Source organism: Mycobacterium sp. IDUB_3, from assembly GCF_055419585.1.
On the sequence record NZ_JBVAXZ010000001.1, the window covers coordinates 1,644,664 to 1,668,151 of the forward strand.

Sequence of the window (23,488 nt, forward strand, 5' to 3'; positions counted from 1 at the left end):
GACGTTTCCGTGTCCGAGCTGCTGGCCACCGCTGTGGCCGCGCTCGGCGGCAGTGAACGCGACGGCCAGCAGGAGATGGCCGCCGCGGTGGCGCGCGCCTTCGCCACCGAGGAGCACCTGGTGGTGCAGGCCGGCACCGGCACCGGCAAGTCGCTCGCGTATCTGGTGCCCGCGATCGTGCACGCCATTGAAGACGACTCCCCCGTCGTCGTGTCCACGGCCACGATCGCTCTGCAGCGCCAGCTCGTCGACCGTGACTTGCCGCGGCTGGTCGATGCGCTGGCCGATGCGCTGCCGCGCCGCCCGCAGTTCGCGTTGCTCAAGGGCAGGCGAAACTATCTGTGCTTGAACAAGATTCATAACGGCGGGGCCGCCGACGGCGATGAAGGCGACGACCGGCCGCAGGAGGAACTCTTCAGCCCGATCGCGGTCAGCGCGTTGGGCCGCGACGTGCAGCGGCTCACCGAATGGGCCTCGAGCACCGAATCGGGTGATCGCGACGACCTGAAACCCGGCGTCCCGGACCGATCCTGGTCGCAGGTCAGCGTTTCCGCGCGGGAATGCCTCGGCGTGGCACGCTGCCCGTTCGGCACCGAGTGCTTCTCCGAACGGGCCAGGGCCCAGGCCGGCCGCGCCGACGTCGTAGTCACCAACCATGCGCTGCTGGCCATCGACGCCGTCGCGGAATCGGCGGTGCTGCCCGAGCATGCGCTGCTGGTCGTCGACGAAGCACACGAGCTGGTGGACCGGGTGACATCAGTGGCCACCGCGGAGTTGACGTCGGCCTCGCTCGGGGTGGCGGCCCGGCGGATCGCCCGGCTCGTCGACCCGGAATTGGTGCAGCGCCTGGAGGCGACGACGGCGAACTTCGCCTCGCTCATCCACGACGGCACGCCGGGCCGCATCGACCGCATCGACGACGAGCTGGCGACCTACCTGACGGCGCTGCGCGACGTGGCGACCGCGGCACGTTCGGCGATCGACACCACCAACGACCCCAAGGCGGCGTCGGCGCGCGCCGAAGCCGTTGCGGCACTGAGCGAGATCTCGGACACGGCGTCGCGCGTGCTGGAGTCGTTCGGCCCGGCCATCCCCGACCGCACGGACGTGGTGTGGCTGGAGCACGAGGAGATCAGGGGTTCGTCGCGTCCGGTGTTGCGCGTGGCGCCGCTGTCGGTCGCGGGGCTGCTGCGGTCGCGGGTGTTCTCGCGTTCGACGGTGGTGCTGACGTCGGCGACGCTGACCATCGGCGGGTCGTTCGACTCCATGGCCTCGGCGTGGGGACTGGCGTCCGAGGATGACGCCGACGCGCGGTGGCGCGGCCTGGACGTCGGTTCGCCGTTCCAGCACGCCAAAGCCGGAATCCTGTATGTGGCCGCGCACCTGCCCCCACCCGGACGCGACGGCACCGGCTCGGCCGAGCAGCTGAGCGAAATCGCCGGACTCATCGCCGCCGCCGACGGGCGCACCCTGGGCTTGTTCTCGTCGATGCGCGCGGCCCGGGCGGCCGCCGAGGCCATGCGCGAACGCCTCTCGACGCCGGTGCTGTGCCAGGGCGACGACAGCACGTCGGCGCTCGTCGAGCAGTTCAGCGCCGACCCGCAGACGTCCCTGTTCGGCACGCTGTCGCTCTGGCAGGGCGTCGATGTGCCCGGGCCGTCGCTGTCGTTGGTGCTGATCGACCGCATCCCGTTTCCCCGGCCCGACGACCCCCTGCTGGGTGCGCGTCAGCGCGCGGTCGCCGCGCGGGGCGGCAACGGATTCATGGCCGTCGCGGCCAACCACGCGGCGCTGCTGCTGGCGCAGGGATCGGGGCGGCTGTTGCGCCGCGTCACCGATCGCGGGGTGGTCGCGGTGCTCGACTCACGCATGGTCACCGCCGGCTACGGCGGCTACCTGCGGGCCTCGTTGCCGCCGTTCTGGCAGACCACCGACGGGGAGCAGGTGCGCCAGGCGCTGCAGCGCCTGCGCAGCACGCCGGAGGGCCTGTCGGCCTGAGCCTCACCCCCAGCAGACCTCATAAACGCGTTGGGGATCCTGCAGGCCTTTAAGGTGTTCCTCGCGCGTTTCGCCGAACTGGAACTCGTGACTGCCTGCGACCAGGCCACGGAGCACCGCCGAGACGAGGATTCCGTTTCCATGTGCTCTCGCCCCGATGCGAGCCGCGAGGATCACCGTGTGCCCGAAGAAGTCCTCCTGCTCGCGAATCACCTCTCCGGTGTGGAGTCCGATCCGCACGCGCAGAACCTGACTACCGGACTGATCGCGGTACGCCGCCAAATCACGCTGGATTGCGATTGCGCAGCGGAGCGCGCTGCGGGCGCTGGCGAAGGCGACCATGAACCCGTCGCCCTGTGATTTGACCTCGAAGCCACTGTGGGCAGCTAGTTGGCGACGGATGACCGCGTTATGGCGGTGCAAAAGCTTCAGCCAGCGCTCGTCGCCGAGTTGCTCGGCAAGTGCCGTCGAGCCTTCGATGTCCGAGAACATAATCGTGACCGTTCCGTCAGGAGCGGCCACCTTGCTGAGGTCGGGGCGGTCCGCCTCGACGGACTCTGCAACGTCGTCAATTACCGACCACCCCTGCATCGGCCTCTGTTCCCGCTTCACCTCGTGCTCTCGGCGCAATCGCAGGAGTCGCTCGACCTCGCCCCGCATGCCGTTGCGCTGTGCGACGCCGTTTCCGTGGTCGATCAGGCCCATTGCCTTGTCCCGATTCGCCGGCTCGGATGTGAGCAGCATGCGCGCGTACTCGTAACAGATTCGAGGCGTCACGTAGTCACAGCCGATCTCCGCATTACGCGTAAGGGCCAGCTCGAAGTGATGCACCGCGTCCTCATGGCGGTCCGCCGCCGCGGCGGCGAAGGCGAGGAACGTGTGGTTGGAGCCGAGGCACCCGGCGCCGGCCAAAAACAGTGTGCAGCAGTCTTCATAGGGCACCAGCAGCTCGTAGAGTGCGTTGGCAGCTTCTCGATCACCGATCGGGATGGACGCCATCGAGAGCACGCAGACCGACGTCAACCAATCGCTGCCGCGTCGGAGCGCCTCGAAGCCGTCGGCCGTAAGCTCGGCGAACCTGGCGCGAGCCTCATCGAGCTGGCCGATTTCGGTCAGCAACCACACATACGATGCGGGCCACGCCTGCCCGTAGCGCGCGGCGGCTTCGCGGCCGACGTCACGCAGCTGTTCGAGGGTGCCATCCGCGAGCCGGGTCAGAAACGAATGCGCGCCAAAGACGACTGCTGCCACCTCGCGCTCGGCGCGCTGGCCGATCGACAGCGCTGTCCGCGCGAGACGCTCCGACTCCTTGTATCGGCCCTGCATCAGCGCTCGCATCGTGCGGAACACCGCAACCTGCCACAGATAGCGCGGCTGGCGCAGTTCGTTGGCCAGCCGGTCACACGTGGTGATCTCCTGATCGACCGCCCGGAAGTCGCCCAGCTGGGCAAGCGCAATCAGCCGCAACTGGTGGCCCTCGAACTCCATGTCGCGGTCACCTACGATCCGAGCGAGCCGCGCCATCTCCTCGCCCGACGCGATCGCCTCTTCGATTCGGTCGGGACCCAAGGTCGACCACTGCCGGCTGTGCATGGCCAGCAGCAAGATCTTGGTATCACCGACGCGTTCGGCCATCTCGATAGCCTGTGCACTGGCCCGGTCGGCTTCTGCCAGCGCGCCCTTGCAGCGAAGCTCGAGGGCCAGCCGGGAAAGGACTGTCACTCGAAGCGCGCTGTCCCGCGCGGGCAGCACCTCAAGCGACTCATCCAACATCGCCAGCAGCTGTTCGTCGGCCCGGTCGGTGATCGAGAAGCCGCCCGGACCGCCGCCGTATCCGAGCGCCGCCCGCGCGTAGTGGTCATTCAGCGCCAACTCCCGCGCGATCGTCGCCGCCTCGCCGAATGTCTTACGAGCACCTTCGGCTTCGCCGGCCCGCCACCGGGCGTCCCCGAGCGCCAGCAGCAGATCGCATCGGCGTTGCGGCACTACCTCTGAGATCGTGTCGAACAGCCGCAGCGCCGTCGCGTAGAGGCTCACCGCGTCTTCGTAGGCATACGTCGCCGCCGCCCGCTCACCCGCCCACCACGCGTAGTCGGCTGCCTTCGCAGCATCGCCGTATGGAGCCGCCTTCGCGAAGTGGAAAGCTATCGCAGACAGATGGGACTCGATCCGTTCCTCGTGGATCTCCTCGATCGCCTCGCCCGCAGCGATGTGCAGCTGGGAGCGCCGCAGCGCGGGCAGGTCGTCATACAGCGCGTCCCGAGTCGCGCCGTGCGCGAACCCGTACCGGCCCGCCTCGCTGGCAGCCTGCCGCACGATCGCCCCATCGAGAGCTGGCTGCAACTGCGCGAACACCGCGTCTGCCTCCAGCCCACTGATGTGCGTCAGGATCGGCAGATCGAACTCACGGCCGATGACCGCCGCAGTCGAGAGCAGCTCGAGCGTTTCAGTCGGCAACTTCTCCAACCGACGGGAGACCACTTCGTGGATACCCCGAGGGATGCCCAGCTCCTCGCCGTCCCGGATATTGGTAACCCACCGGCCATCGCGCCAGTCGACCACTTCCGAGTCGATCAGGTGGCGGACGATCTCTTCGGCGAAGTACGGATTGCCCTCCGACTCTCGGCAAACGGCGTCAGCAAGTGCGAGTTCGTGTCGTCGCTCGAGCGGCTGTTGCAGTACCGCCTCGAGCATCGCCTTGACATGTTGATCGGAGAGCCCCCGCAACTTGATGCGGGCGTGGCCCCGCTCCTTGCTGAGCGCGGTGAGCACTTCGTTCAAGTAGTGGTCGTCGGGAAGCTCGTCGTCGCGGTAAGTGCCCAGCACTATCACGCGTGAGTGGGCCAGCTCGCGCACGACGAACGCCAACAGCATCAGCGATGGTTGGTCGGCCTGATGCAGGTCTTCGAGGAAGATCGCTAGTGGCGCGCGGTCGGAAGCGCCGATCAGGAACCGCGACACCGAATCGAACAGCCGAAAGCGCGCCTGCTCAGCGTCCAGCGGTGGCGATTCGGAGATCTCCGGCATCCGCTCGCGTATCTCGGAGACGATTTGAGCGATCTCGAACGCGCCGGAGCCCAGGTCGGAAGCCACCGTCTCGGCGTCGTGACCCCGTGCATAATCGCGAATCACCTGCACCCACGGCCAATAGGCGGGAGCACCCGCACCCGCATAGCAGCGGCCCCACAGAACCTGCGCTCCCCGAAGGGCGGCGTATGCCGCGGCCTCCGACGCAAGCCGTGTCTTGCCGATTCCCGATTCGCCACTTATCAGCACAGTGCGGCCGCGGCGGCCCACGGCATCATCAATCGCGGCGCGGAGCTCGTGCGTCTCCCGCTCTCGCCCGAGGAATGTGCTGTCGGTGATCCGGTCGAGTGCCGCCATATCCTGGTTCGCGCTATCGCCACCGCTGGCCGCAGCGGCGATGGCCCCCAGGGCATCGCGAACCTCCGCTGCTTGCTGGGGACGGGCCTCCGGCGACTTCGCCAGCATTCTGAGCAACAACTGGTCGAGTGGTGCCGGAAGACCGGAGCGATGCCCGCTTGGCACGACCGGAGTGGCCGAAACATGCTGGGACACAATCGCCGCCGCTGACTCACCCGCGAAAGGTGTTACTCCACAAAGCAATTCGTACAGGAGAGCGCCAAGTGAGTAGATGTCCGAACGTGCGTCGGAACCGCGACCGAGGGCCTGCTCGGGCGCCATATAGGCAACGGTTCCGATCACCGTCCCCACGGCAGTCACCCGCGTTGCGCCTTCTGCGACCGCGAGCCCGAAATCTCCGATCTTGGCGGTGCCGTCGGGTGCCAGCCACACGTTTTGCGGCTTGACATCACGATGCACCACTCCATGGGCGTGTGCGTGCGCGAGCCCGCTGGCGATTTCTCCGCCGATCCGGACCACCTCTTCGACGGCGAGTCGGTGATCCGCTGCGACTGAGAGCAGACCGTAGAGGTCACCGCCTGCCATGTACTGGCTGATCAGGTATAGCTGTCCTTGCTCGTCGCCGAAGTCGTAGACGTTGACGATGTTGGCGTGTTCGCCAAGTTTCGCCATCGCCTCAGCTTCCCGGCGTGCACGGCGCATGGCGTTGTCGTCCGAGCCGCCGGCCTTGAATACTGCGGCGGCCACCTCGCGCTGCAGGCGAGTGTCGAGGGCCAGGTACACCCGCTTGCCAGCACCCTCACCGAGCAGGCGACCAAGCGTGTAACGCCCGTCTCCAAGTGTCCGGGGTACCGCCGGGCCCGCGGGCTGCGCCGGTACCGACCGGGCGCTCAGCTCGGTGCCGCACTCGTCGCAAAAACGCTGTCCGACAGGATTGCGCGCGCCGCACTCCGGGCAGGCAATCTCGACCGCAAGCGGGCTGCCACACTTGCCGCAGAACTTGGCCTGAGGCCGGTTCCCAGCCCCACACCTGCTGCACTCCACACTTGCGGGCGCACCCATCGGTTACCTCAGTGCCGCACCCGGAAGTCCGCCGACCACCAATGTTCCTGGACCGACATGCGTTGCAACAACGGGTCCGATCTCCGAGATGAACTCCGGCTCTGTGCTGAACAATTCGGCGAGACGCTCGGCCAGCCGCTTTGCCTCCTCGTGCGCAAATGCGTGCTGGACGAACCACCGATCGGCACCCGCGGCGCGCCGCTGGGCCATCAGTTCGATCAGCCGCTCGACCCCTCGCTTGTGGGTGCGTACGCGCTCGAGGGCCTTGAGCTCCGATTCGATTGTCAGGATCGGTTTGAGGTCGAGCGCCGATCCGACCCATGCGGCCACGGCTCCCACCCTGTTGCTTCGGCGGAGGTACTCGAGCGTGTCCACCAAGCCCCAGCCCTTGACTTCGTGGCGGGCTTGCCGCACCCGCTCGACAACGCCTTCGGGGTCGGCTCCCTCGCCCGCGGCACGTGCTGCCGCCAGCGCCTGGAGCCCAAGGTGCCCGCCGAAGCCAGCCGAGTCGATTACGACCACCCGCTCGCCACCCTCGCCCTTTAGCTTGGCGGCCGCCTGTCGAGCCATCGAGCAGGTCTCGGAAATGCCCGAGGAGATCAGCACCGAGACAACGGAGCTGTGCTGCTCCAGCAGCCGGTCAAAGACGGCGACGAAATCCTCGACTGCAGGCGCCGATGTCTTCGCGATGTTCTTCGAAGCGTCCAGTTCCGCATAGAACCGTCCGAAATCACCATCGAACTCCGACTCGCGCAGCGGCCCGTCACCAATGTCGTAATACTGCGACACCACCGTGATACCGAACTTGTCGACGAGCGCAGGCGGCAGGTAGCCAGTGCTGTCGGTAACCACCGCGACATCAGCCATGCGCGCACTCCAGCCGGTTCCCGAACACCCTGATTCGTGTCCAGCCACGACCTGTAACCGCACAGCGTACTGCCGCAGACTCGACGTCGGGGGCAGTCTGGCGACTTTCGTCAAATACTGGACTGCATCCTGGATCTGCGGCGAAATGCTCGCTAACCCAACGCCGCGCTGGGAAGACCGCCGACCGTCACCATCCCCGGCCCCGTATGAGTTGCCAGTACCGGTCCAACCGCGGAGATGAACTCCGGCTCGGTGCCGAACAGCCCAGCGAGACGCTCGGCCAATCGCTGCGCCTCCTCGTGCGCGTGGGCGTGTTGGACGAACCATCGATCGGCGCCCACAGCGCGGCGCTGTTGCATCAGCTCAACCAACCGCTCGACCCCGCGCTTGAACGTGCGCACGCGTTCGACGGCCTTCATCTCTGATTCCACCATCAGAATCGGCTTGAGGTCGAGGGCCGATCCGATCCATGCAGCGGCGGTGCCGACCCGGCCGCCGCGCCTCAGATATTCAAGCGTGTCGACGAGGACCCATTGCCTGACCTCCTGACGCGCCCGGCGTACCTGCTCGGTCACGCCCCGCAGGTCGGCTCCCTTGGCCGCGGCACGCGCCGCCGCCAGCGCCTGACAACCCAGATGGCCGGCCACGCCGGCCGAATCGATGACCACAATCCGCTCGCCGTCCACCCGCGCCGCTGCCTCCCGGGCGAACTCACACGTCGGGGAGAGGTTTGAGCCAAGCACGACGGCGACCACGGCCCTGTGTTGCTGCAGCAGGCGTTCATAGGCTGTGACGAAATCCTCGACCTTGGGCGGCCCGGTGGTAGCGACGGTCTTCGAGGCGTCCAGTTCGGCAAAAAACCGCGCCCAATCACCATCGAAGTCCGACTCCCGCTCCCCACGGCCAGGCAGCTCGTGGCCGCCGGTGGGCGATGCGGCACCAGTGATGTCGTAGTACAGCGACACCACCGTGATGTCCAGGCTCTCGACGAGCGCCCGCGGCAACGCACAGGTGCTGTCGGTAACCACCGCGACGTCAGCCATATGCACCTCCCAAGCCGATCCCCGCATCATCGAATCCCAACTCGCACAACGACATCCACATCATCGGCATCTCTTACCTGTGACTAACCCAACGCCGCCCCGGGAAGACCACCGGCCGATACCGTCCCCGGACCGGTGTGTGTTGCGATCACCGGTCCGACTTCGGAGATGAACAGCGGCTCGCTGCCGAACAGCACGGCGAGACGCTCTGCCAACCGCTGCGCGTCCTCGTACGCATAGGTATGGGTGACGAACCACCGGTCGGCGCCTACCGCGCGGCGCTCCCGCATCAGTTCGACCAACCGCTCAATAGCGCGCCTGCGTGTGCGCACGCGTTCGACGGCTTTGATCTCGGATTCGATCATCAAGATCGGCTTCAGATCGAGCGCCGATCCGAGCCATGCGGCCGCGGTGCCGATCCGTCCGCCGCGCCGCAGATACTCAAGCGTGTCGACAACGAACCACTGCCTGACCTCCTGGCGCGCCCGGCGCACCGCCGCGATGACCCCCGACGCGTCTTCCCCCGCGGCGGCCGCGCGCGCGCCCGCCAGCACTTGAACACCCAGGTGGCCGGCCACGCCGGCCGAGTCGATCACCACCACCCGCTCGCCGCGGCATCCAGAGTTCAGCCGTCCGGCTGCCTCGCGGGCCATCGAGCAGGTCGGATTAAGGCTTGACGAGATCAGCACCGAGACGACAGCGCCGTACCGCAGCAACAGCCGTTCATAAGCCGCGACAAAATCATCGATGGTGGGCGGCGACGTCGTCGCGATGGTCTTCGAGGCGTCCAGTTCGGCAAAGAACCGTCCGAAATCACCGTCCCACTCCGACTCGCGCAGCCCGCGGCCAGGCAGCTCGTGGCCACCCTCGGGCGAGGCGCCGCCACCAACGTCGAAATACTGCGACACCACCGTGATTTCGAGGCTGTCGACAAGCGCACCCGGTAAGCAGCAAGTGCTATCAGTGACCACCGCGACGTCAGCCATACGCACCTTCCAATGCCGCTCGGGGAAGACCTCCGGCCACCAACGTCCCCGGACCGGTGTGTGTTGCGAGCACCGGGCTGAGCTCCGAAATGAACTCCGGCTCGGTGCCGAACAATCCAGCGAGGCGCTCGGCCAACCGCTTCGCGTCCTCACTCGGGGCGGCGGAGCCTGGTGTAGCCGGGTCGCCCAGCAGCACGGCCGTCGGGGAGGGCTGCCGGCGTCGAGTGAGCGGGGCGGGGGGCCAGCCCGTCCGGGGACGTCTGCGGCTCAATCCGCTGCTTCCATTGACGACTCCGCCGGCCGGGTCATGCTCGTTCGTCGTCGCGCCCTCCGCCGGGCGCCTCAGGGGCGTCCGTGCTGTGACAGCAATTCTGTGCGTCATGGCGCACCTCCACTGTGAGGCTGTTGCGACTCTGACCGCGTCGCAATTGTCGCTCAACCGCCCGTGTTGAGTTCGAAAATCTACTTATTACTGTTGTGCAAATTAGTAAGCAGCGCCCGGTGCGCGGCTGAGCACGGCTACGATCCGGCCGGCAGCACTCCAGTACCTCACGTTGTCCTCGAAGCCACCAACAGCGCGGGCTGCGGCCAGCCGCAAAAACCATTGCGCGCGAGGGCAATTCAATAGGTCGACAGCGCTTTACCCGCTTTGGATCGCCGGCTATCGCGCGAGCGTGACCAAACCGAGCTCGTTGCCGGCCGCAAGCATTGGGTTGTGCGGCAGCACGCGCACTGTGTAGCCGACCGATCCCGCCAGCGGCAGCGGCGTCGTCGTCGAGAAGACCTGGTTGCCGCCCTCGGCGGTGCCGGTGTAGGACATCTCGACGGTGATCGGCTCCAGCAGCGCGTCGCTGGCGTCGACGCGGCCCACCACCGCCTGGACGGTGACCTCGTCGGGCGCCAGGCCGGCCAGCTGCACGGTGGCGGTCAGGGTCAGCTTGGAGCCGAGCACGGGGGTGTCCGGCAGGCCGGTGCTGTCCACGTCGGTGATGACGATCTTGGGCCAGGCCTCCTGGGCGCGCCGGCGGTAGGCCGCCAGTTCACGGGCCGCGCCGAACTCACCGCCGCCCGCCCCGTCGGCCGGTGCGATCGTCTTGCGCAGCGACTGCGCGGCGGGCGTGTAGTACTGCTCGACGTAGTCGCGAACCATGCGCGACGCCAACACTTTTGGACCGAGCGTCTGCACCGTGTGGCGCACCATCTCGATCCAGCGGGGCGGCACGCCGTGTTCATCGCGTTCGTAGAACTTCGGTGCCACGGCCTCTTCCAGCAGCGTGTAGAGCCCGCTGGATTCCAGGTCGTCGCGCCGGTCCTCGTCGGTCACACCGTCGGCAGACGGTATCTCCCAACCGTTTTCGCCGTCGTACCATTCGTCCCACCAGCCGTCGCGGATGGACAGGTTCAGCCCGCCGTTCAGTGCGCTCTTCATTCCCGAAGTGCCGCAAGCCTCCAACGGCCGCAGCGGATTGTTCAGCCACACGTCGCAGCCCCAATACAGCAGCCGCGCCATGGACATGTCGTAGTCGGGCAGAAACGCGATGCGGTGGCGCACCTCGGGCCGGTCGGCGAAGCGCACCACCTGCTGGATCAGCGCCTTGCCGCCATCGTCGGCCGGGTGCGATTTCCCGGCGACAATCACCTGAATGGGCCGTTCCGAGTCGAGCAGCAGGCGTTCCAGCCGATGCGGATCACGCAGCATCAGGGTCAGCCGCTTGTAGGTCGGCACCCGCCGGGCGAAGCCGATGGTCAGCACCTCTGGGTCGAATGCCGTTGCAATCCAACCCAATTCGGCGTCCGAGGCGCCCCGTTCCAGCCAGGAGCGACGCAGCCGCTGCCGGACGTCGTCCACGAGCAGGGACCTCAGCTGCGAGCGGATCCACCACAGGTGGCCCGCGTCGACCTGCTTGAGGCGCAGCCACACCCCCGGATCGCTGAACGAATCCGACCCGGCCAGCTCATGGCCCAGCTGCAGCCACTGCGGGGCCGCCCACGTGCGCGCGTGAACTCCGTTGGTAATCGAGCCGATCGGCACCTCACTCGCGTCGAAGCCGGGCCACAGTTCGTTGAACATCGACCGGCTCACCCGGCCGTGCAGCGACGACACACCGTTGGCGCGCTGGGCCAGCCGCAGACCCATGTGCGCCATGTTGAACTTGGTGGGGTCGTCCTCGGCGCCGAGCGCCAGGATGCGGGCCGTCGGAACGCCGGGCAGCAACACCGGCGTGGCATCGGATGTCGCGGCCTTCTCGCGGGCGTGATCGTCGAAGTACAGCCGCACCATCTCGATGGGGAACCGGTCGATGCCGGCGGGTACCGGGGTGTGGGTGGTGAACACCGTGCTGGAGCGCACCACCGTCAGCGCAGTGTCGAAGTCCAATCCCGGACCGGTCATCAGCTCGCGGATTCGTTCCGCTCCGAGGAAACCCGCGTGGCCCTCGTTCATGTGGAACACCTCGGGTGCGGGCAGGCCGTGGATGTCGGTGAAGGCACGGATCGCCCGCACCCCGCCGATGCCGGCCAGGATCTCCTGCCTCATCCGGTGTTCCTGGTCACCCCCGTACAGGCGGTCGGTCACGCTACGCAGGTCGTGCTCGTTCTCCGGGACGTCGGAATCCAGCAACAACAGCGGAACCCGGCCGACCTGCGCGACCCAGATCCGGGCGTGCAGCTGCGCGGAGTCGGGCAGCATCAGCTCGACCAGGGCGGGCTCGCCGGTCGCATCGGTCAGCAGCCGCAACGGCAGGCCCTGCGGGTCCAGCGAGGGGTAGGTCTCGTTCTGCCAGCCGTCGGCGGTCAACGACTGACGGAAGTAGCCGGACCGGTAGTAGAGCCCCACCGCGACCAGCGGCACGCCCAGATCGGACGCGGACTTCAGGTGGTCGCCGGCGAGGATTCCCAGGCCACCGGAGTAGTTGGGTAACACTTCGGCGATGCCGAACTCCATCGAGAAGTAGGCGATTGCGGCCGGCATTTCGGCGCCCTGCTCCTGCCGCTGCTGGTACCACAACGGGCGGCTCAGGTAATCGTTCAGATCCGCAGCCAGCGCGTCGAGCCGGCCCAGGAACGCCTCGTCCATCGCCAGCTCGTCGAGCCGTGCCGGGCTCACCGCGCCCAGCAACGCCACCGGATCACTGGCGCACCGCACCCAGAGCTCGGGGTCGATGGTCGCGAAAAGCTCCTGGGTGGGTTGGTCCCACGACCATCGCAGGTTGGTCGACAGCTGGTCCAGCGCGGTCAGGCGCTCCGGAAGGTGAGCACGGACGGTAAACCGGCGGAGGGCTTTCACGCGTTCCTACCTTACTGAGGTTCCCGGCCCGCGCACTGCGGCGGGAAGGGCCGCTTTCGGCCGCCGGTGTGTGACCGATGACTAGGGTGGGTATCGGGTAGTTATCGGGGTCGCAACGATGCCTCCCCATACAGAAAGTTTCCCCACGACAGGAAGTTTCCCGACGAGCGGCATTCCGCACGGAGCACACCGCGGGATCGGCCGCACACAATCGGAACGGAGTGGTGGTGCCCGGTCGTGTCGAGATCGATGATGTCCAGCCGGTCGTTTCCTGTGGCGCGTATCCCGCGAAAGCCGTGGTCGGCGAAGTCGTGCCGGTCAGCGCCGCGGTATGGCGGGAAGGCCACGAGGCGGTCGCGGCGACCCTGGTCGTGCGCTACCTCGGACCCGGCTATCCGCAGGTAACCGAGACCCGCCGCGTCAAGGCGGTTCAGGCCCCGGAAAAGCCGCTGACCGAACGCGACGGCAAGGTGGACCAGCAACGGATCAAACCGCTGCTGCTGCCGATGACGATGGGCCTGGAGCCCTACGTTTTCCACGGTCAGTTCACCCCCGATCAGGTCGGGTTGTGGACGTTCCGGGTCGACGGGTGGGGCGACCCGATCCATTCATGGCGCCACGGGGTGATCGCCAAACTGGACGCGGGCCAGGGCGAGACCGAACTATCCAACGATCTCCTGGTCGGGGCGGGGCTGTTCGAGCGCGCGGCGACGGGCGTGCCGCGCGCATTGCGCGAACCGCTGCTGGCCGCTGCCACCGCGTTGCGCAAGCCCGGCGACCCGGTGACGCGGACCGCGCTGGCGCTGGGGCCGGAGATCGAGGAAATCCTGGCCGACTATCCGTTGCGCGATCTGGTCACCCGGGGCGAGCAGTACGGCGTCTGGGTGGACCGGCCACTGGCCCGGTTCGGCTCCTGGTACGAGATGTTTCCCCGCTCGACCGGCGGGTGGGACGCCGAGGGTAATCCCGTGCACGGCACCTTCGCCACGGCCGCCGCCCAGCTTCCGCGCATCGCGGCAATGGGCTTCGACGTCGTCTACCTGCCGCCGATCCACCCGATTGGCAAGGTACATCGCAAGGGGCGCAACAACTCCCCCGCCGCCGCCCCCGGAGATGTGGGATCGCCCTGGGCGATCGGCAGTGACGAGGGCGGCCACGACGCCGTGCACCCGGATCTGGGCACCATCGAGGATTTCGACGCCTTCGTCGCCGCGACGCGCGAGCTGGGCATGGAGGTCGCGCTGGACCTGGCGCTGCAGTGCGCGCCGGATCACCCCTGGGCGCGCGACCATCGCAACTGGTTCACCGAATTGCCGGACGGAACCATCGCTTACGCGGAAAACCCGCCGAAGAAATACCAGGACATCTATCCGATCAATTTCGACAACGACCCGGCCGGCCTCTACGACGAGGTGCTGCGGGTGGTCCGGCACTGGATGGACCACGGCGTCAAGTTCTTTCGCGTCGACAATCCGCACACCAAGCCGCCGGATTTCTGGGCCTGGCTGATCGCGACGGTCAAGGCCATCGATCCCGACGTGCTGTTCTTGTCCGAGGCGTTCACCCCGCCGGCCCGGCAGTACGGCCTGGCGAAACTGGGCTTCACCCAGTCCTACAGCTACTTCACCTGGCGCACGGCGAAGTGGGAGCTGACCGAATTCGGCAACGATATCGCCAACCTCGCCGACTTCCGCCGGCCCAACCTGTTCGTCAACACCCCCGACATCCTGCACGCGATCCTGCAACACAACGGGCCCGGCATGTTCGCCATCCGCGCGGTGCTGGCGGCGACCATGGGGCCGGCGTGGGGCGTGTATTCGGGCTACGAACTGTTCGAACACCGCGCGGTGCGGGAGGGCAGCGAGGAGTACCTGGACTCGGAGAAGTACGAGTTGCGGCCCCGCGATTTCGCGGGTGCGCTCGCCGAAGGCCGGTCGCTTGAGCCGTTCATCGCGCAGCTCAACGCAATTCGCCGCCTACATCCGGCGCTGGAGCAGCTGCGCACCATCCATTTCCACAGCGTGGACAACGACGCGTTGCTCGCCTATTCCAAGTTCGACCCGGCGACCGGCGACTGCGTGTTGGTGGTGGTGACGCTCAACGCGTACGGCGCCGAGGAGGCGACGCTGTTTTTAGATATGGCCGCTTTGGGTATGGAGCCATACGAGCGTTTTTGGGTGCGCGACGAGATCACCGGCCAGGAATTCCAATGGGGACAGGCCAATTATGTCCGGCTCGACCCCGGGAGGGCGGTCGCACACATCATCAACATGCCGCTCATACCGCATGACTCACGAATGACACTGCTACGCAGGCGATGAAACGCACCGGAGGTGAAAGGGACATGAGCCAAGCCGACCAACTCGCTCGGACACACTTGGCGCCCGATCCGGCCGACTTGTCGCGCCTGGTCGCTGGCACCCACCACAACCCGCACAGCATTCTGGGCGCCCACGAATACGACGATCACACCGTCATTCGGGCATACCGGCCGCATGCGGTCGAGGTCGTCGCGCTGGTGGGTGACGACCGATTTCCGATGCAGCACATCGAATCCGGCCTCTTCGCCGTGGTGTTGCCGTTCGTCAACCTGATCGACTACCGGCTACGGATCACGTACGAGGGTGCCGAACCGTACGTCGTCGCCGACGCATACCGCTTCCTGCCGACATTGGGTGAGGTGGACCTGCACCTGTTCGGGGAGGGACGCCACGAGCGGCTCTGGGAAGTCCTTGGCGCACATCCGCGCTCGTTCACCACCGCCGACGGCGTCGTCACCGGGGTGTCGTTTGCGGTGTGGGCGCCCAACGCCAAGGGCGTCAACCTGATCGGTGAGTTCAACGGCTGGACCGGCAATGAGGCCCCGATGCGGGTACTGGGGTCATCAGGCGTCTGGGAGCTGTTCTGGCCCGGGTTCCCCCTCGAGGGGCTGTACAAGTTCCGCGTGCACGGCGCCGATGGCGTCGTGACCGACCGGGCCGACCCGATGGCGTTCGCCACCGAGGTGCCGCCGCACACCGCCTCCCGGGTCACCCGCAGCGAATACACCTGGGAAGACGCCGACTGGATGACCGAGCGCGCGCAGCGCAACCCGGTGTTCGAGCCGATGAGCACCTACGAGGTCCACCTGGGTTCCTGGCGTCCCGGACTCAACTATCGGCAATTAGCCCGTGAGCTCACCGATTACGTGGTGGAGCACGGTTTCACCCACGTCGAGTTGCTGCCGGTCGCCGAACACCCCTTCGCCGGATCGTGGGGCTACCAGGTGACGTCGTACTACGCGCCGACGTCCCGATTCGGCACACCGGACGAATTCCGGGCACTGGTCGACGCCTTGCACCAGGCCGGCATCGGCGTGCTGGTGGACTGGGTGCCGGCGCACTTCCCCAAGGATGCCTGGGCGCTGGCGCGCTTCGACGGCACGCCGCTCTACGAGCATTCCGACCCTCAGCGCGGTGAGCAACTCGACTGGGGTACCTATGTTTTCGACTTCGGTCGCCGCGAGGTGCGGAACTTCCTGGTAGCCAACGCGCTGTTCTGGCTCGAAGAGTTCCACATCGACGGCCTGCGCGTGGACGCGGTCGCCTCGATGCTCTACCTGGATTACTCGCGCCCCGAGGGTGGCTGGACCCCCAACATCTACGGCGGCCGGGAGAACCTGGAGGCCGTGCAGTTCCTGCAGGAGATGAACGCGACGGTGCACAAGAGCGCACCGGGCATCGTCACCATCGCCGAAGAGTCAACCTCGTGGCCCGGGGTGACCCGGCCGACCAACCTTGGCGGCCTCGGCTTTTCGATGAAGTGGAACATGGGCTGGATGCACGACACCCTCGACTACATCAGCCGCGATCCGATCCACCGCAGTTACCACCACCACGAGATGACGTTTTCGATGCTCTACGCGTTCAGCGAGAACTACGTGCTGCCGATCAGCCACGACGAGGTAGTCCACGGCAAGGGCACGCTATGGGGCCGGATGCCGGGCAACAACCACGTCAAGGCCGCCGGGCTGCGCAGCCTGCTCGCCTACCAGTGGGCGCACCCTGGCAAGCAATTGCTGTTCATGGGACAGGAATTCGGGCAGCGCGCCGAGTGGTCCGAGGAGCGCGGCCTGGATTGGTGGCAGCTCGACGAGCAAGGGTTCTCAAACGGGATCCTGCGCCTGGTCCGCGACATCAACGACATCTACCGCAGTCACCCGGCGTTGTGGAGCCAGGATACCGTGCCCGACGGCTACTCCTGGATCGACGCCAACGACTCGGGCAACAACGTGTTGAGCTTCCTGCGCTACGGCAAGGATGGCTCGGTGATGGCATGCGTGTTCAACTTCGCCGGCGCCGAGCACGGCGGGTACCGGCTGGGTCTGCCGTCGGCCGGCCGCTGGCGTGAGGTGCTCAACACCGACGCGACTGCGTACAACGGTTCGGGGATCGGCAATATGGGCGGCGTGGACGCCACCGAGGACCCATGGCACGGTCGGCCGGCCTCGGGGCTGTTGGTGCTGCCGCCTACGTCGGCGCTGTGGCTCGAGCCCGAGTAACGCCGGGTCAGTACAGCGCGTTGGCGAGGTTGCGCCGTCCGGCGACAACCTCGGGATCGGCCGGGTCGAAGAGTTCGAAGAGCTCGACCAGCCGGGTGCGCACCAGGGTGCGGTCATCCCCGGATGTGCTGCGCACCAAGGCAATCAGGCGATCGAAGGCGGGACCGACATCCTGATTGAGGATCTGCACGTCGGCCGCCGCCAGGGCGACTTGGATGTCACCGGGGGCGGCGTCGGCGACAGCGACGGCATCCGGGCGTTGCGCGGTTGCGCGCGTGAGGAATTCGATTTGGCGAATCGCGCCCTTGGCTTCGGCGTTGGCCGGGTTGGCGTCCAGGATCGACTGGTACGACGCCTTGGCCGCCTCGAAGTCGCCGTCTTCCAGCTGTTGGCGGGCCGCTGCCAGCTCGGGGTCGACCTCCTCGGGCTCGCCGGAACCCGTTGCGCCCCTGAGCTTCCCGGCGGTGGCCGAGAGGATTTGATCCAACCAGCCACGCAGCTGCTCGGCCGGCTGCATTCCCTGGAAACTCGATATGGGCTGACCGGCGGCCAGCGCCACCACGGTCGGGACCGCGTCGACACCGAAGATCTGCGCGACCCTGGGCGCGACATCGACGTTGACCGTCGTCAACGACCACTTACCGTTGTCCTGGGCCTCCAGGCCGGCGAATGTGTCGAGCAGTTGGACACACGCGTCGCTGCGCGGTGACCACAGCAGCACGACGACGGGCACTTCTTCGGACCGCAGCAGCACCTCAGCCTCGAAGTTGGCCTCGGTGACCGCGATGATTCCGGCGTCACCCTCGGCCGCCGGCTGTGCGGGCGCTCCGGGAGGTCCAGCGGGCTGGGGCCGCTGCTTGAGAGCGGAGAGATCGACCGCACCAGCCAGGGCGGGGCCGACAGAAGGTCGCGGACGTGTCACGCCGTCAAGTTTGTCATGCGGATGGGTTACCCATCCACCCGGTCGAGACGGCACTCAGACGGCGGCACCACAGGGCGAAAAAGGTCGCCGAACAGGGTCGTGATCGGCAAATATGACGAAGATCACAATTCGTCATCGGCGCGTCGCGCCAGCAACGTCGGCGACGGCCCGAACTTCGGCTATCCCGCGCGCAGAATCAGGGCGTCGCCCTGCCCGCCGGCCCCGCACAGCGCCGCCACGGCGTATCCGGAGCCGCGCCGCGACAACTCCAGGGCGGCATGCAGCGTGATCCGCGCCCCCGACATGCCGATGGGGTGGCCGACGGCGATCGCGCCACCGTTGACGTTAACGAGGTCGGGATTCACGCCCAGTTCCCGGGTCGACGCCAGCGCCACCGCGGAAAACGCCTCGTTGATCTCGATGACGTCGAGCTGGTCGACGGAGATGCCCTCACGGCCGATCGCCTTCTTGATCGCGTTCGCCGGCTGCGACTGCAAGGTGGAATCCGGCCCAGCCACCACTCCGTGCGCCCCGATCTCGGCCAGCCAGCTCAGCCCCATTTCCTGGGCCTTGGCCTTGCTCATCACCACGACCGCGGCCGCGCCGTCGGAGATCTGCGAGGCCGAACCCGCGGTGATGGTGCCGTCGCGGCGGAATGCCGGCTTGAGGCCGGCCAGCGACTCGGCGGTGGTGTTGGCCCGGATGCCCTCGTCCTCGGTGAACTGCAGCGGATCGCCTTTGCGCTGCGGGATGTTGACCGGCACCACTTCGTCGGTGAAGACGCCGTCCTTCCAGGCCGCGGCCGCCTTCTGGTGGGACCGCGCAGCGAACTCGTCCTGCTCGGCCCGGGTGAATTTGTCAACGTCGTTGCGCTGCTCGGTGAGCGCGCCCATCGGCTGGTCGGTGAAAACGTCGTGCAGGCCGTCGTAGGCCATGTGGTCCAGCACCGTCACGTCGCCGTACTTGTAGCCCGAGCGGCTGCCCATCAGCAAGTGCGGCGCCTTGGTCATGGACTCCTGGCCGCCGGCCACCACCACGTCGAACTCCCCGGCGCGAATGAGCTGGTCAGCCAGCGCGATGGAGTCGATGCCGGACAGACACATCTTGTTGATCGTCAGCGCCGGAACGTCCCAGCCGATGCCGGCCGCGACGGCCGCCTGGCGCGCCGGCATCTGGCCGGCCCCGGCGGTCAGCACCTGGCCCATGATCACGTAGTCGACCGCGGTGGCCGGCACATTGGCCTTTTCCAGCGCGCCCGCGATCGCGATGGCCCCCAGATCGCTGGCGGAAAAATCCTTCAGCGAACCCATCAACTTGCCGATCGGGGTCCGTGCTCCAGCAACGATCACCGACGTCGTCATGACAATCTCCTAACCCTGCGCCGACGGCCGGTTCGGCCTCCCGGGGAAGCGCAATCTTTGCCGCCAGGTTACCGTTATGTGATGACGACCGATCAAGTTGACGCCCGTCAGATCCTGGCCACCTCACTGGTGACGGCGATCGATCACGTCGGCATCGCAGTCGCCGACCTGGACGCCGCCATCGCCTGGTACCACGACACCCTCGGCATGATCCTGGTGCACGAGGAAGTCAACGAGGAGCAGGGAATCCGCGAAGCCATGCTGGCTGTGCGCGGCGCCCCGGCGGGCACCGCACAGATCCAGTTGATGGCCCCGATCGACGAGTCCTCGACGATCGCGAAGTTCATCGACAAGCGCGGTCCGGGCATTCAGCAGATGGCCGTTCGGGTGAGTGACCTCGACACCTTGGTCGAGCAGCTCCGCGAGCAGGGTGTGCGCCTGATCTACGACGCACCCCGTCGCGGCACGGCAAACTCCCGCATCAACTTCATCCACCCCAAGGACGGCGGCGGAGTTCTGATCGAACTCGTCGAACCGGCCGCCTGAGACGCCGATATTCACGACCACTTCCTGGTTGGACCGCGCGTAGCTCGGTGCGCCCAGCACGGCGCGTGCCAATGCCGACGGTCCTCGACCTGACCGGGGCCTCTCGCGAGCGTCGAATCGATCGGCCACACCACCAGATGTGCTGAGCCGGAGCGTATTTCGTGATCGCAACCGGGGCACCGATAGGTCTTGACCGCGCGCGCTGCGGGGATGGGACGGACTTCGTACTCGTGACCGTCGGGCCCGAGTTCCACCCGGCGCAGCGCCGGCGGCGGCACCAACGGCCGCTGCCGGCGTGGCGGAGTACGGCGCCGAGCCATGCGATCAGTTTAGGGGCGACCCCTCAGAACAGCCGGTATTCGTCGTTGTCCATTCCGCGCATCTTGTCGTAATCCAATGTCAGACAACGGATACCGCGATCGGTGGCCAGTGTGCGGGCCTGCGGTTTGATCTGCTGAGCGGCGAACACGCCTTTTACCGGCGCGAGCACGGTGTCGCGATTGAGCAACTCGAGGTACCGGGTGAGCTGCTCGACCCCGTCGATCTCGCCGCGTCGCTTGATCTCCACCGCCACCGAGCCGCCGAGTTCGTCGCGGCAGAGCAGATCGACGGGCCCGATGGCGGTCATGTACTCGCGGCGAACCAGGGTGTACCCCTGGCCCAGCAGCTGTACGTGCTCGGCGAGCAGCGCCTGCAGGTGCGCCTCGACGCCGTCCTTGACCAGCCCGGGGTCGACGCCGAGCTCGTGGCTGGAGTCGTGTTGGATCTCCTCGACCGTGATGCGCAGTTGTTCGCCGGCCTTGTTCTCGACGACCCACACCGGGGCCTCGTCACCGGCCTCCTCCGTCAGCCAGCACGGCGGGCTCATCCAGTTCAGCGGTTTGTAGGCGCGGTCGTCCGCGTGGACGCTGACCGATCCATCGGCCTTGAAGAGCAGCAACCTGCGGGCGGATGGCAGATGCGCGGTGAGCCTGCCGACATAATCCACGGTGCATTGAGCGATCACTAGACGCACCCGACTCACCTTAGAGCGTGCCCGACGACATAGGCTGACGCCACCATGTCGGCCAACAAGTCCATGGCACAACGAATCGGCCGGGTGCTCGAGCGCATCACCCGTCAGAGCGGCCGCCTGCCCGAGACGCCTGCGTACGGCTCCCTGCTGCTCGGGCGGGTGTCGGAAAGCCAGGGCCGGCGCCGGATACGCATCCAGATCATCATGACGGTTCTGGTCCTGGGAGCGAACCTGCTCGGAATCGGCGCGGGGCTGATCCTGGTCATAGTCGCCATCCCGGTACCGAGCATCTTCGACGACGCACCGGCGTGGCTAACCTTCGGGGTCTCACCGGCCTACATCGTCCTGGCGCTGACGGTGGGCACCGTTTGGATCACCCGCAGGACGGTCCTGGCGTTGCGCTGGGCGATCGAGGAGCGCACTCCGACTCCCGAAGATGAACGCAACACGTTCATCGCCCCGTGGCGGATCGCGCTGGTCGACCTCGTCTTGTGGGGAACCGGCGCATTGTTGTATACGGTCCTCTACGGCCTGGTCAACACGATGTTCATCCCGCGTTTCCTGGTCGGGGTGAGCTTCTGCGGCGTCCTGGTGGCCACCGGCAGTTATCTGCTCGCCGAGTTGTCATTGCGTCCGGTGGCGGCCCAGGCGCTCGAGGCGGGGCCGCCGCCACGGCGACTGGCGGCGGGAATCATGGGCCGGACCATGATTGTGTGGTTTCTCGGTTCCGGGGTGCCCATCATCGGCATCGCACTCCTGACGCTGTTCGAGATATGGCTGAAAAATCTCACCGAGACCCAGTTCGCGGTTGGTGTGCTGATCGTGTCGTCGGCCGCGCTGATTTTCGGCTGCACCCTGATGTGGATCCTGGCCTGGCTGACGGCGACGCCGGTGCGCGTGGTGCGGGCGGCGCTTCAGCGGGTCGAGAGGGGCGACTTGCGCGGCGAACTGGTCGTGTTCGACGGCACCGAACTCGGCGAGCTGCAGCGCGGTTTCAACGCGATGGTCAACGGGCTGCGGGAGCGCGAACGGGTGCGGGATCTTTTCGGCCGCCATGTCGGCCGCGAGGTGGCGCTGGCCGCCGAACGCGAGATGCCGAAGCTGGGCGGCGAGGAACGCCATGTGGCCGTCGTCTTCATCGACATCGTCGGGTCCACGCAGTTGGTGACCAACAGACCCCCGGCCGAAGTCGTCAGTGTGCTCAACCGGTTTTTCGCCATCGTCGTCGAGGAAGTGGATCGACATCACGGACTGGTCAACAAGTTCGAAGGCGATGCGTCCCTGGCCATCTTCGGCGCACCGAACCGTCTCGATTCTCCGGAGGACGAGGCGCTGGCCGCCGCCCGCTGCATTACCGAGCGACTGGACAACGAGATGTCCGAGCTCTCGGCCGGCATCGGCGTGGCGGCCGGTCAAGCCGTCGCCGGAAACATCGGCGCCAGGGAACGCTTCGAATACACCGTGATCGGTGAACCGGTCAACGAGGCGGCCCGGCTGTGCGAGTTGGCCAAGTCGCACTCGAGCCGGCTGCTCGCGACGGCCGACGCCATCGAGCGTGCAGGTGAAAACGAGCGGGCGCGTTGGTCTTTGGGCGATACCGTGACCCTGCGCGGGCATGAGCGTCCCACCCGGCTGGCGTCGCCGGTCGACTCGCTGACCCCGTGATTGGTGTCGAGTCGAAATGGGTACAGCGACAAGGAACTTGACCCCTCAGAGATTGGCTTTGACATGACCGGTAGTGGAACTGCCCGCCGTGTTTCGGTCGCCGCGGGCATCGCCGCGGCGATTGCCCTGAGTTCGTTGTCCGCGGGGTGCTCGAGCAACAACAGCAAGAGCCCCAGCACCTCGACCGTCACCACCACCGTCACGACGCCGGCGAGCGTCACGACCACGGCTCCGTCGGCACCGGGGACCGGCGGCCCGGGTGGCGGTGGACCCGGCGTCGGACCGGGGGGCGCCACCACCGCCGGGCCGGGCGGTTCGGGTGCCGGCGCGGGGCCCGGTGGGGCCAGCGCGGGTGTGCCGGGCGCCGGGGCGTCCGCGGGACCGGGCGGCGCGGGCGCGTGCGCCGGCGGCGTGTGCGTCGGCACGCCTCCCGGCTGATTCCGGGCTAGTGCAGCGGGTTGGTCACTGAGCGGTGGCCATCGATCCGGCGAGGCTGTTGGCGCGGGATCCGTTCTCCCGCACCAATAGCGCCACGAGCAGCGAGCCGGCCACCAGCAGCCCGCCGACGAACCACGCCGTCGCCGCCCAGCCGCCACCGGCATAGACGAGACCGCCCAGCGCGCCGGCCACCGACCCGCCCAGGTAGTAACTGAACAGGGAGAGCGCGGACGCCTCGGCGCGGTCCCGGTGCGCGACGGCGCCCACCCAGCCACTGGCGGCGGTGTGCGCGGCGAAGAATCCGCCGGTGAACACGCCCACGCCGATGACGAGGGAACCCCTCCGGCGCAGCGGTAACGCGGATTCGACCGTGCC

15 protein-coding genes and 1 pseudogene are annotated in these 23,488 nt (G+C 67.2%); 6 read left to right on the plus strand and 10 right to left on the minus strand.

The features are described 5' to 3' along the window. Positions 1 to 9 precede the first annotated feature (9 nt). Positions 10 to 1,998 carry an ATP-dependent DNA helicase gene (locus ACZYVJ_RS07150; RefSeq protein ID WP_463830372.1) on the plus strand — a complete coding sequence of 663 codons (1,989 nt, stop codon included), beginning with the start codon at positions 10 to 12 and terminating at the stop codon, positions 1,996 to 1,998. Positions 1,999 to 2,001: 3 nt separating this feature from the next. Here ACZYVJ_RS07150 and ACZYVJ_RS07155 read toward each other — a convergent pair whose 3' ends face one another. The 5 genes from ACZYVJ_RS07155 to glgP form a co-directional block, all read right to left on the minus strand. Then, complete coding sequence (locus ACZYVJ_RS07155) at positions 2,002 to 6,444, minus strand: protein kinase domain-containing protein (protein WP_463830373.1); 4,443 nt, start codon at positions 6,442 to 6,444, stop codon at positions 2,002 to 2,004. A gap of 3 nt (positions 6,445 to 6,447) precedes the next feature. Then, complete coding sequence (locus tag ACZYVJ_RS07160; RefSeq protein ID WP_463830374.1) at positions 6,448 to 7,311, minus strand: DegV family protein; 864 nt, start codon at positions 7,309 to 7,311, stop codon at positions 6,448 to 6,450. Positions 7,312 to 7,463: 152 nt separating this feature from the next. Beyond that, entirely contained in the window at positions 7,464 to 8,354 is an 891-nt protein-coding gene (locus ACZYVJ_RS07165; RefSeq protein WP_463830375.1) for a DegV family protein, read from the minus strand. An 83-nt stretch (positions 8,355 to 8,437) separates the two neighbouring features. Further along, entirely contained in the window at positions 8,438 to 9,340 is a 903-nt protein-coding gene (locus tag ACZYVJ_RS07170) for a DegV family protein (protein WP_463830376.1), read from the minus strand. Positions 9,341 to 10,001: 661 nt separating this feature from the next. Then, positions 10,002 to 12,626 (minus strand): alpha-glucan family phosphorylase, encoded by a 2,625-nt coding sequence (gene glgP / locus ACZYVJ_RS07175; protein ID WP_463830377.1) that lies wholly within the window; start codon positions 12,624 to 12,626, stop codon positions 10,002 to 10,004. A 227-nt stretch (positions 12,627 to 12,853) separates the two neighbouring features. On the opposite strand from glgP, the gene ACZYVJ_RS07180 reads away from it, so the two are divergent. Together ACZYVJ_RS07180 and glgB are read left to right on the plus strand one after the other, a co-directional pair. Further along, entirely contained in the window at positions 12,854 to 14,947 is a 2,094-nt protein-coding gene (locus tag ACZYVJ_RS07180) for an alpha-1,4-glucan--maltose-1-phosphate maltosyltransferase (RefSeq protein ID WP_463830378.1), read from the plus strand. A 23-nt stretch (positions 14,948 to 14,970) separates the two neighbouring features. Next, positions 14,971 to 17,166, plus strand: a complete 2,196-nt coding sequence (glgB, locus tag ACZYVJ_RS07185) for a 1,4-alpha-glucan branching protein GlgB (RefSeq protein WP_463830379.1) — start codon at positions 14,971 to 14,973, stop codon at positions 17,164 to 17,166. A 7-nt stretch (positions 17,167 to 17,173) separates the two neighbouring features. Here glgB and ACZYVJ_RS07190 read toward each other — a convergent pair whose 3' ends face one another. Both ACZYVJ_RS07190 and ACZYVJ_RS07195 read right to left on the minus strand, forming a co-directional pair. Continuing rightward, positions 17,174 to 18,088, minus strand: a complete 915-nt coding sequence (locus ACZYVJ_RS07190) for a co-chaperone YbbN (RefSeq protein ID WP_463830380.1) — start codon at positions 18,086 to 18,088, stop codon at positions 17,174 to 17,176. A 179-nt stretch (positions 18,089 to 18,267) separates the two neighbouring features. Beyond that, positions 18,268 to 19,449 (minus strand): acetyl-CoA C-acetyltransferase, encoded by a 1,182-nt coding sequence (locus tag ACZYVJ_RS07195; protein WP_463830381.1) that lies wholly within the window; start codon positions 19,447 to 19,449, stop codon positions 18,268 to 18,270. Positions 19,450 to 19,527: 78 nt separating this feature from the next. Here ACZYVJ_RS07195 and mce point away from each other — a divergent pair, with 78 nt between their 5' ends. Further along, positions 19,528 to 19,995 (plus strand): methylmalonyl-CoA epimerase, encoded by a 468-nt coding sequence (mce, locus tag ACZYVJ_RS07200; RefSeq protein ID WP_463830382.1) that lies wholly within the window; start codon positions 19,528 to 19,530, stop codon positions 19,993 to 19,995. A gap of 11 nt (positions 19,996 to 20,006) precedes the next feature. On the opposite strand, the gene ACZYVJ_RS07205 is transcribed toward mce, so the two are convergent. Then, positions 20,007 to 20,315, minus strand: coding sequence for a hypothetical protein (locus ACZYVJ_RS07205; RefSeq protein WP_463830383.1), 309 nt, complete (start codon positions 20,313 to 20,315; stop codon positions 20,007 to 20,009). A 23-nt stretch (positions 20,316 to 20,338) separates the two neighbouring features. Continuing rightward, the gene (gene nucS / locus ACZYVJ_RS07210; RefSeq protein ID WP_463830384.1) at positions 20,339 to 21,010 is read right to left on the minus strand and encodes an endonuclease NucS; all 672 of its coding nucleotides are present in this window, start codon (positions 21,008 to 21,010) and stop codon (positions 20,339 to 20,341) included. Positions 21,011 to 21,055: 45 nt separating this feature from the next. Here nucS and ACZYVJ_RS07215 point away from each other — a divergent pair, with 45 nt between their 5' ends. Beyond that, positions 21,056 to 22,675 (plus strand): adenylate/guanylate cyclase domain-containing protein, encoded by a 1,620-nt coding sequence (locus tag ACZYVJ_RS07215; protein ID WP_463830385.1) that lies wholly within the window; start codon positions 21,056 to 21,058, stop codon positions 22,673 to 22,675. Positions 22,676 to 22,738: 63 nt separating this feature from the next. Beyond that, entirely contained in the window at positions 22,739 to 23,113 is a 375-nt protein-coding gene (locus ACZYVJ_RS07220; RefSeq protein ID WP_463830386.1) for a hypothetical protein, read from the plus strand. Between the two features lie 24 nt (positions 23,114 to 23,137). Here ACZYVJ_RS07220 and ACZYVJ_RS07225 read toward each other — a convergent pair. Continuing rightward, a pseudogene (locus tag ACZYVJ_RS07225) lies at positions 23,138 to 23,449 on the minus strand (MFS transporter); the annotation flags it as partial. Positions 23,450 to 23,488: the final 39 nt, after the last annotated feature.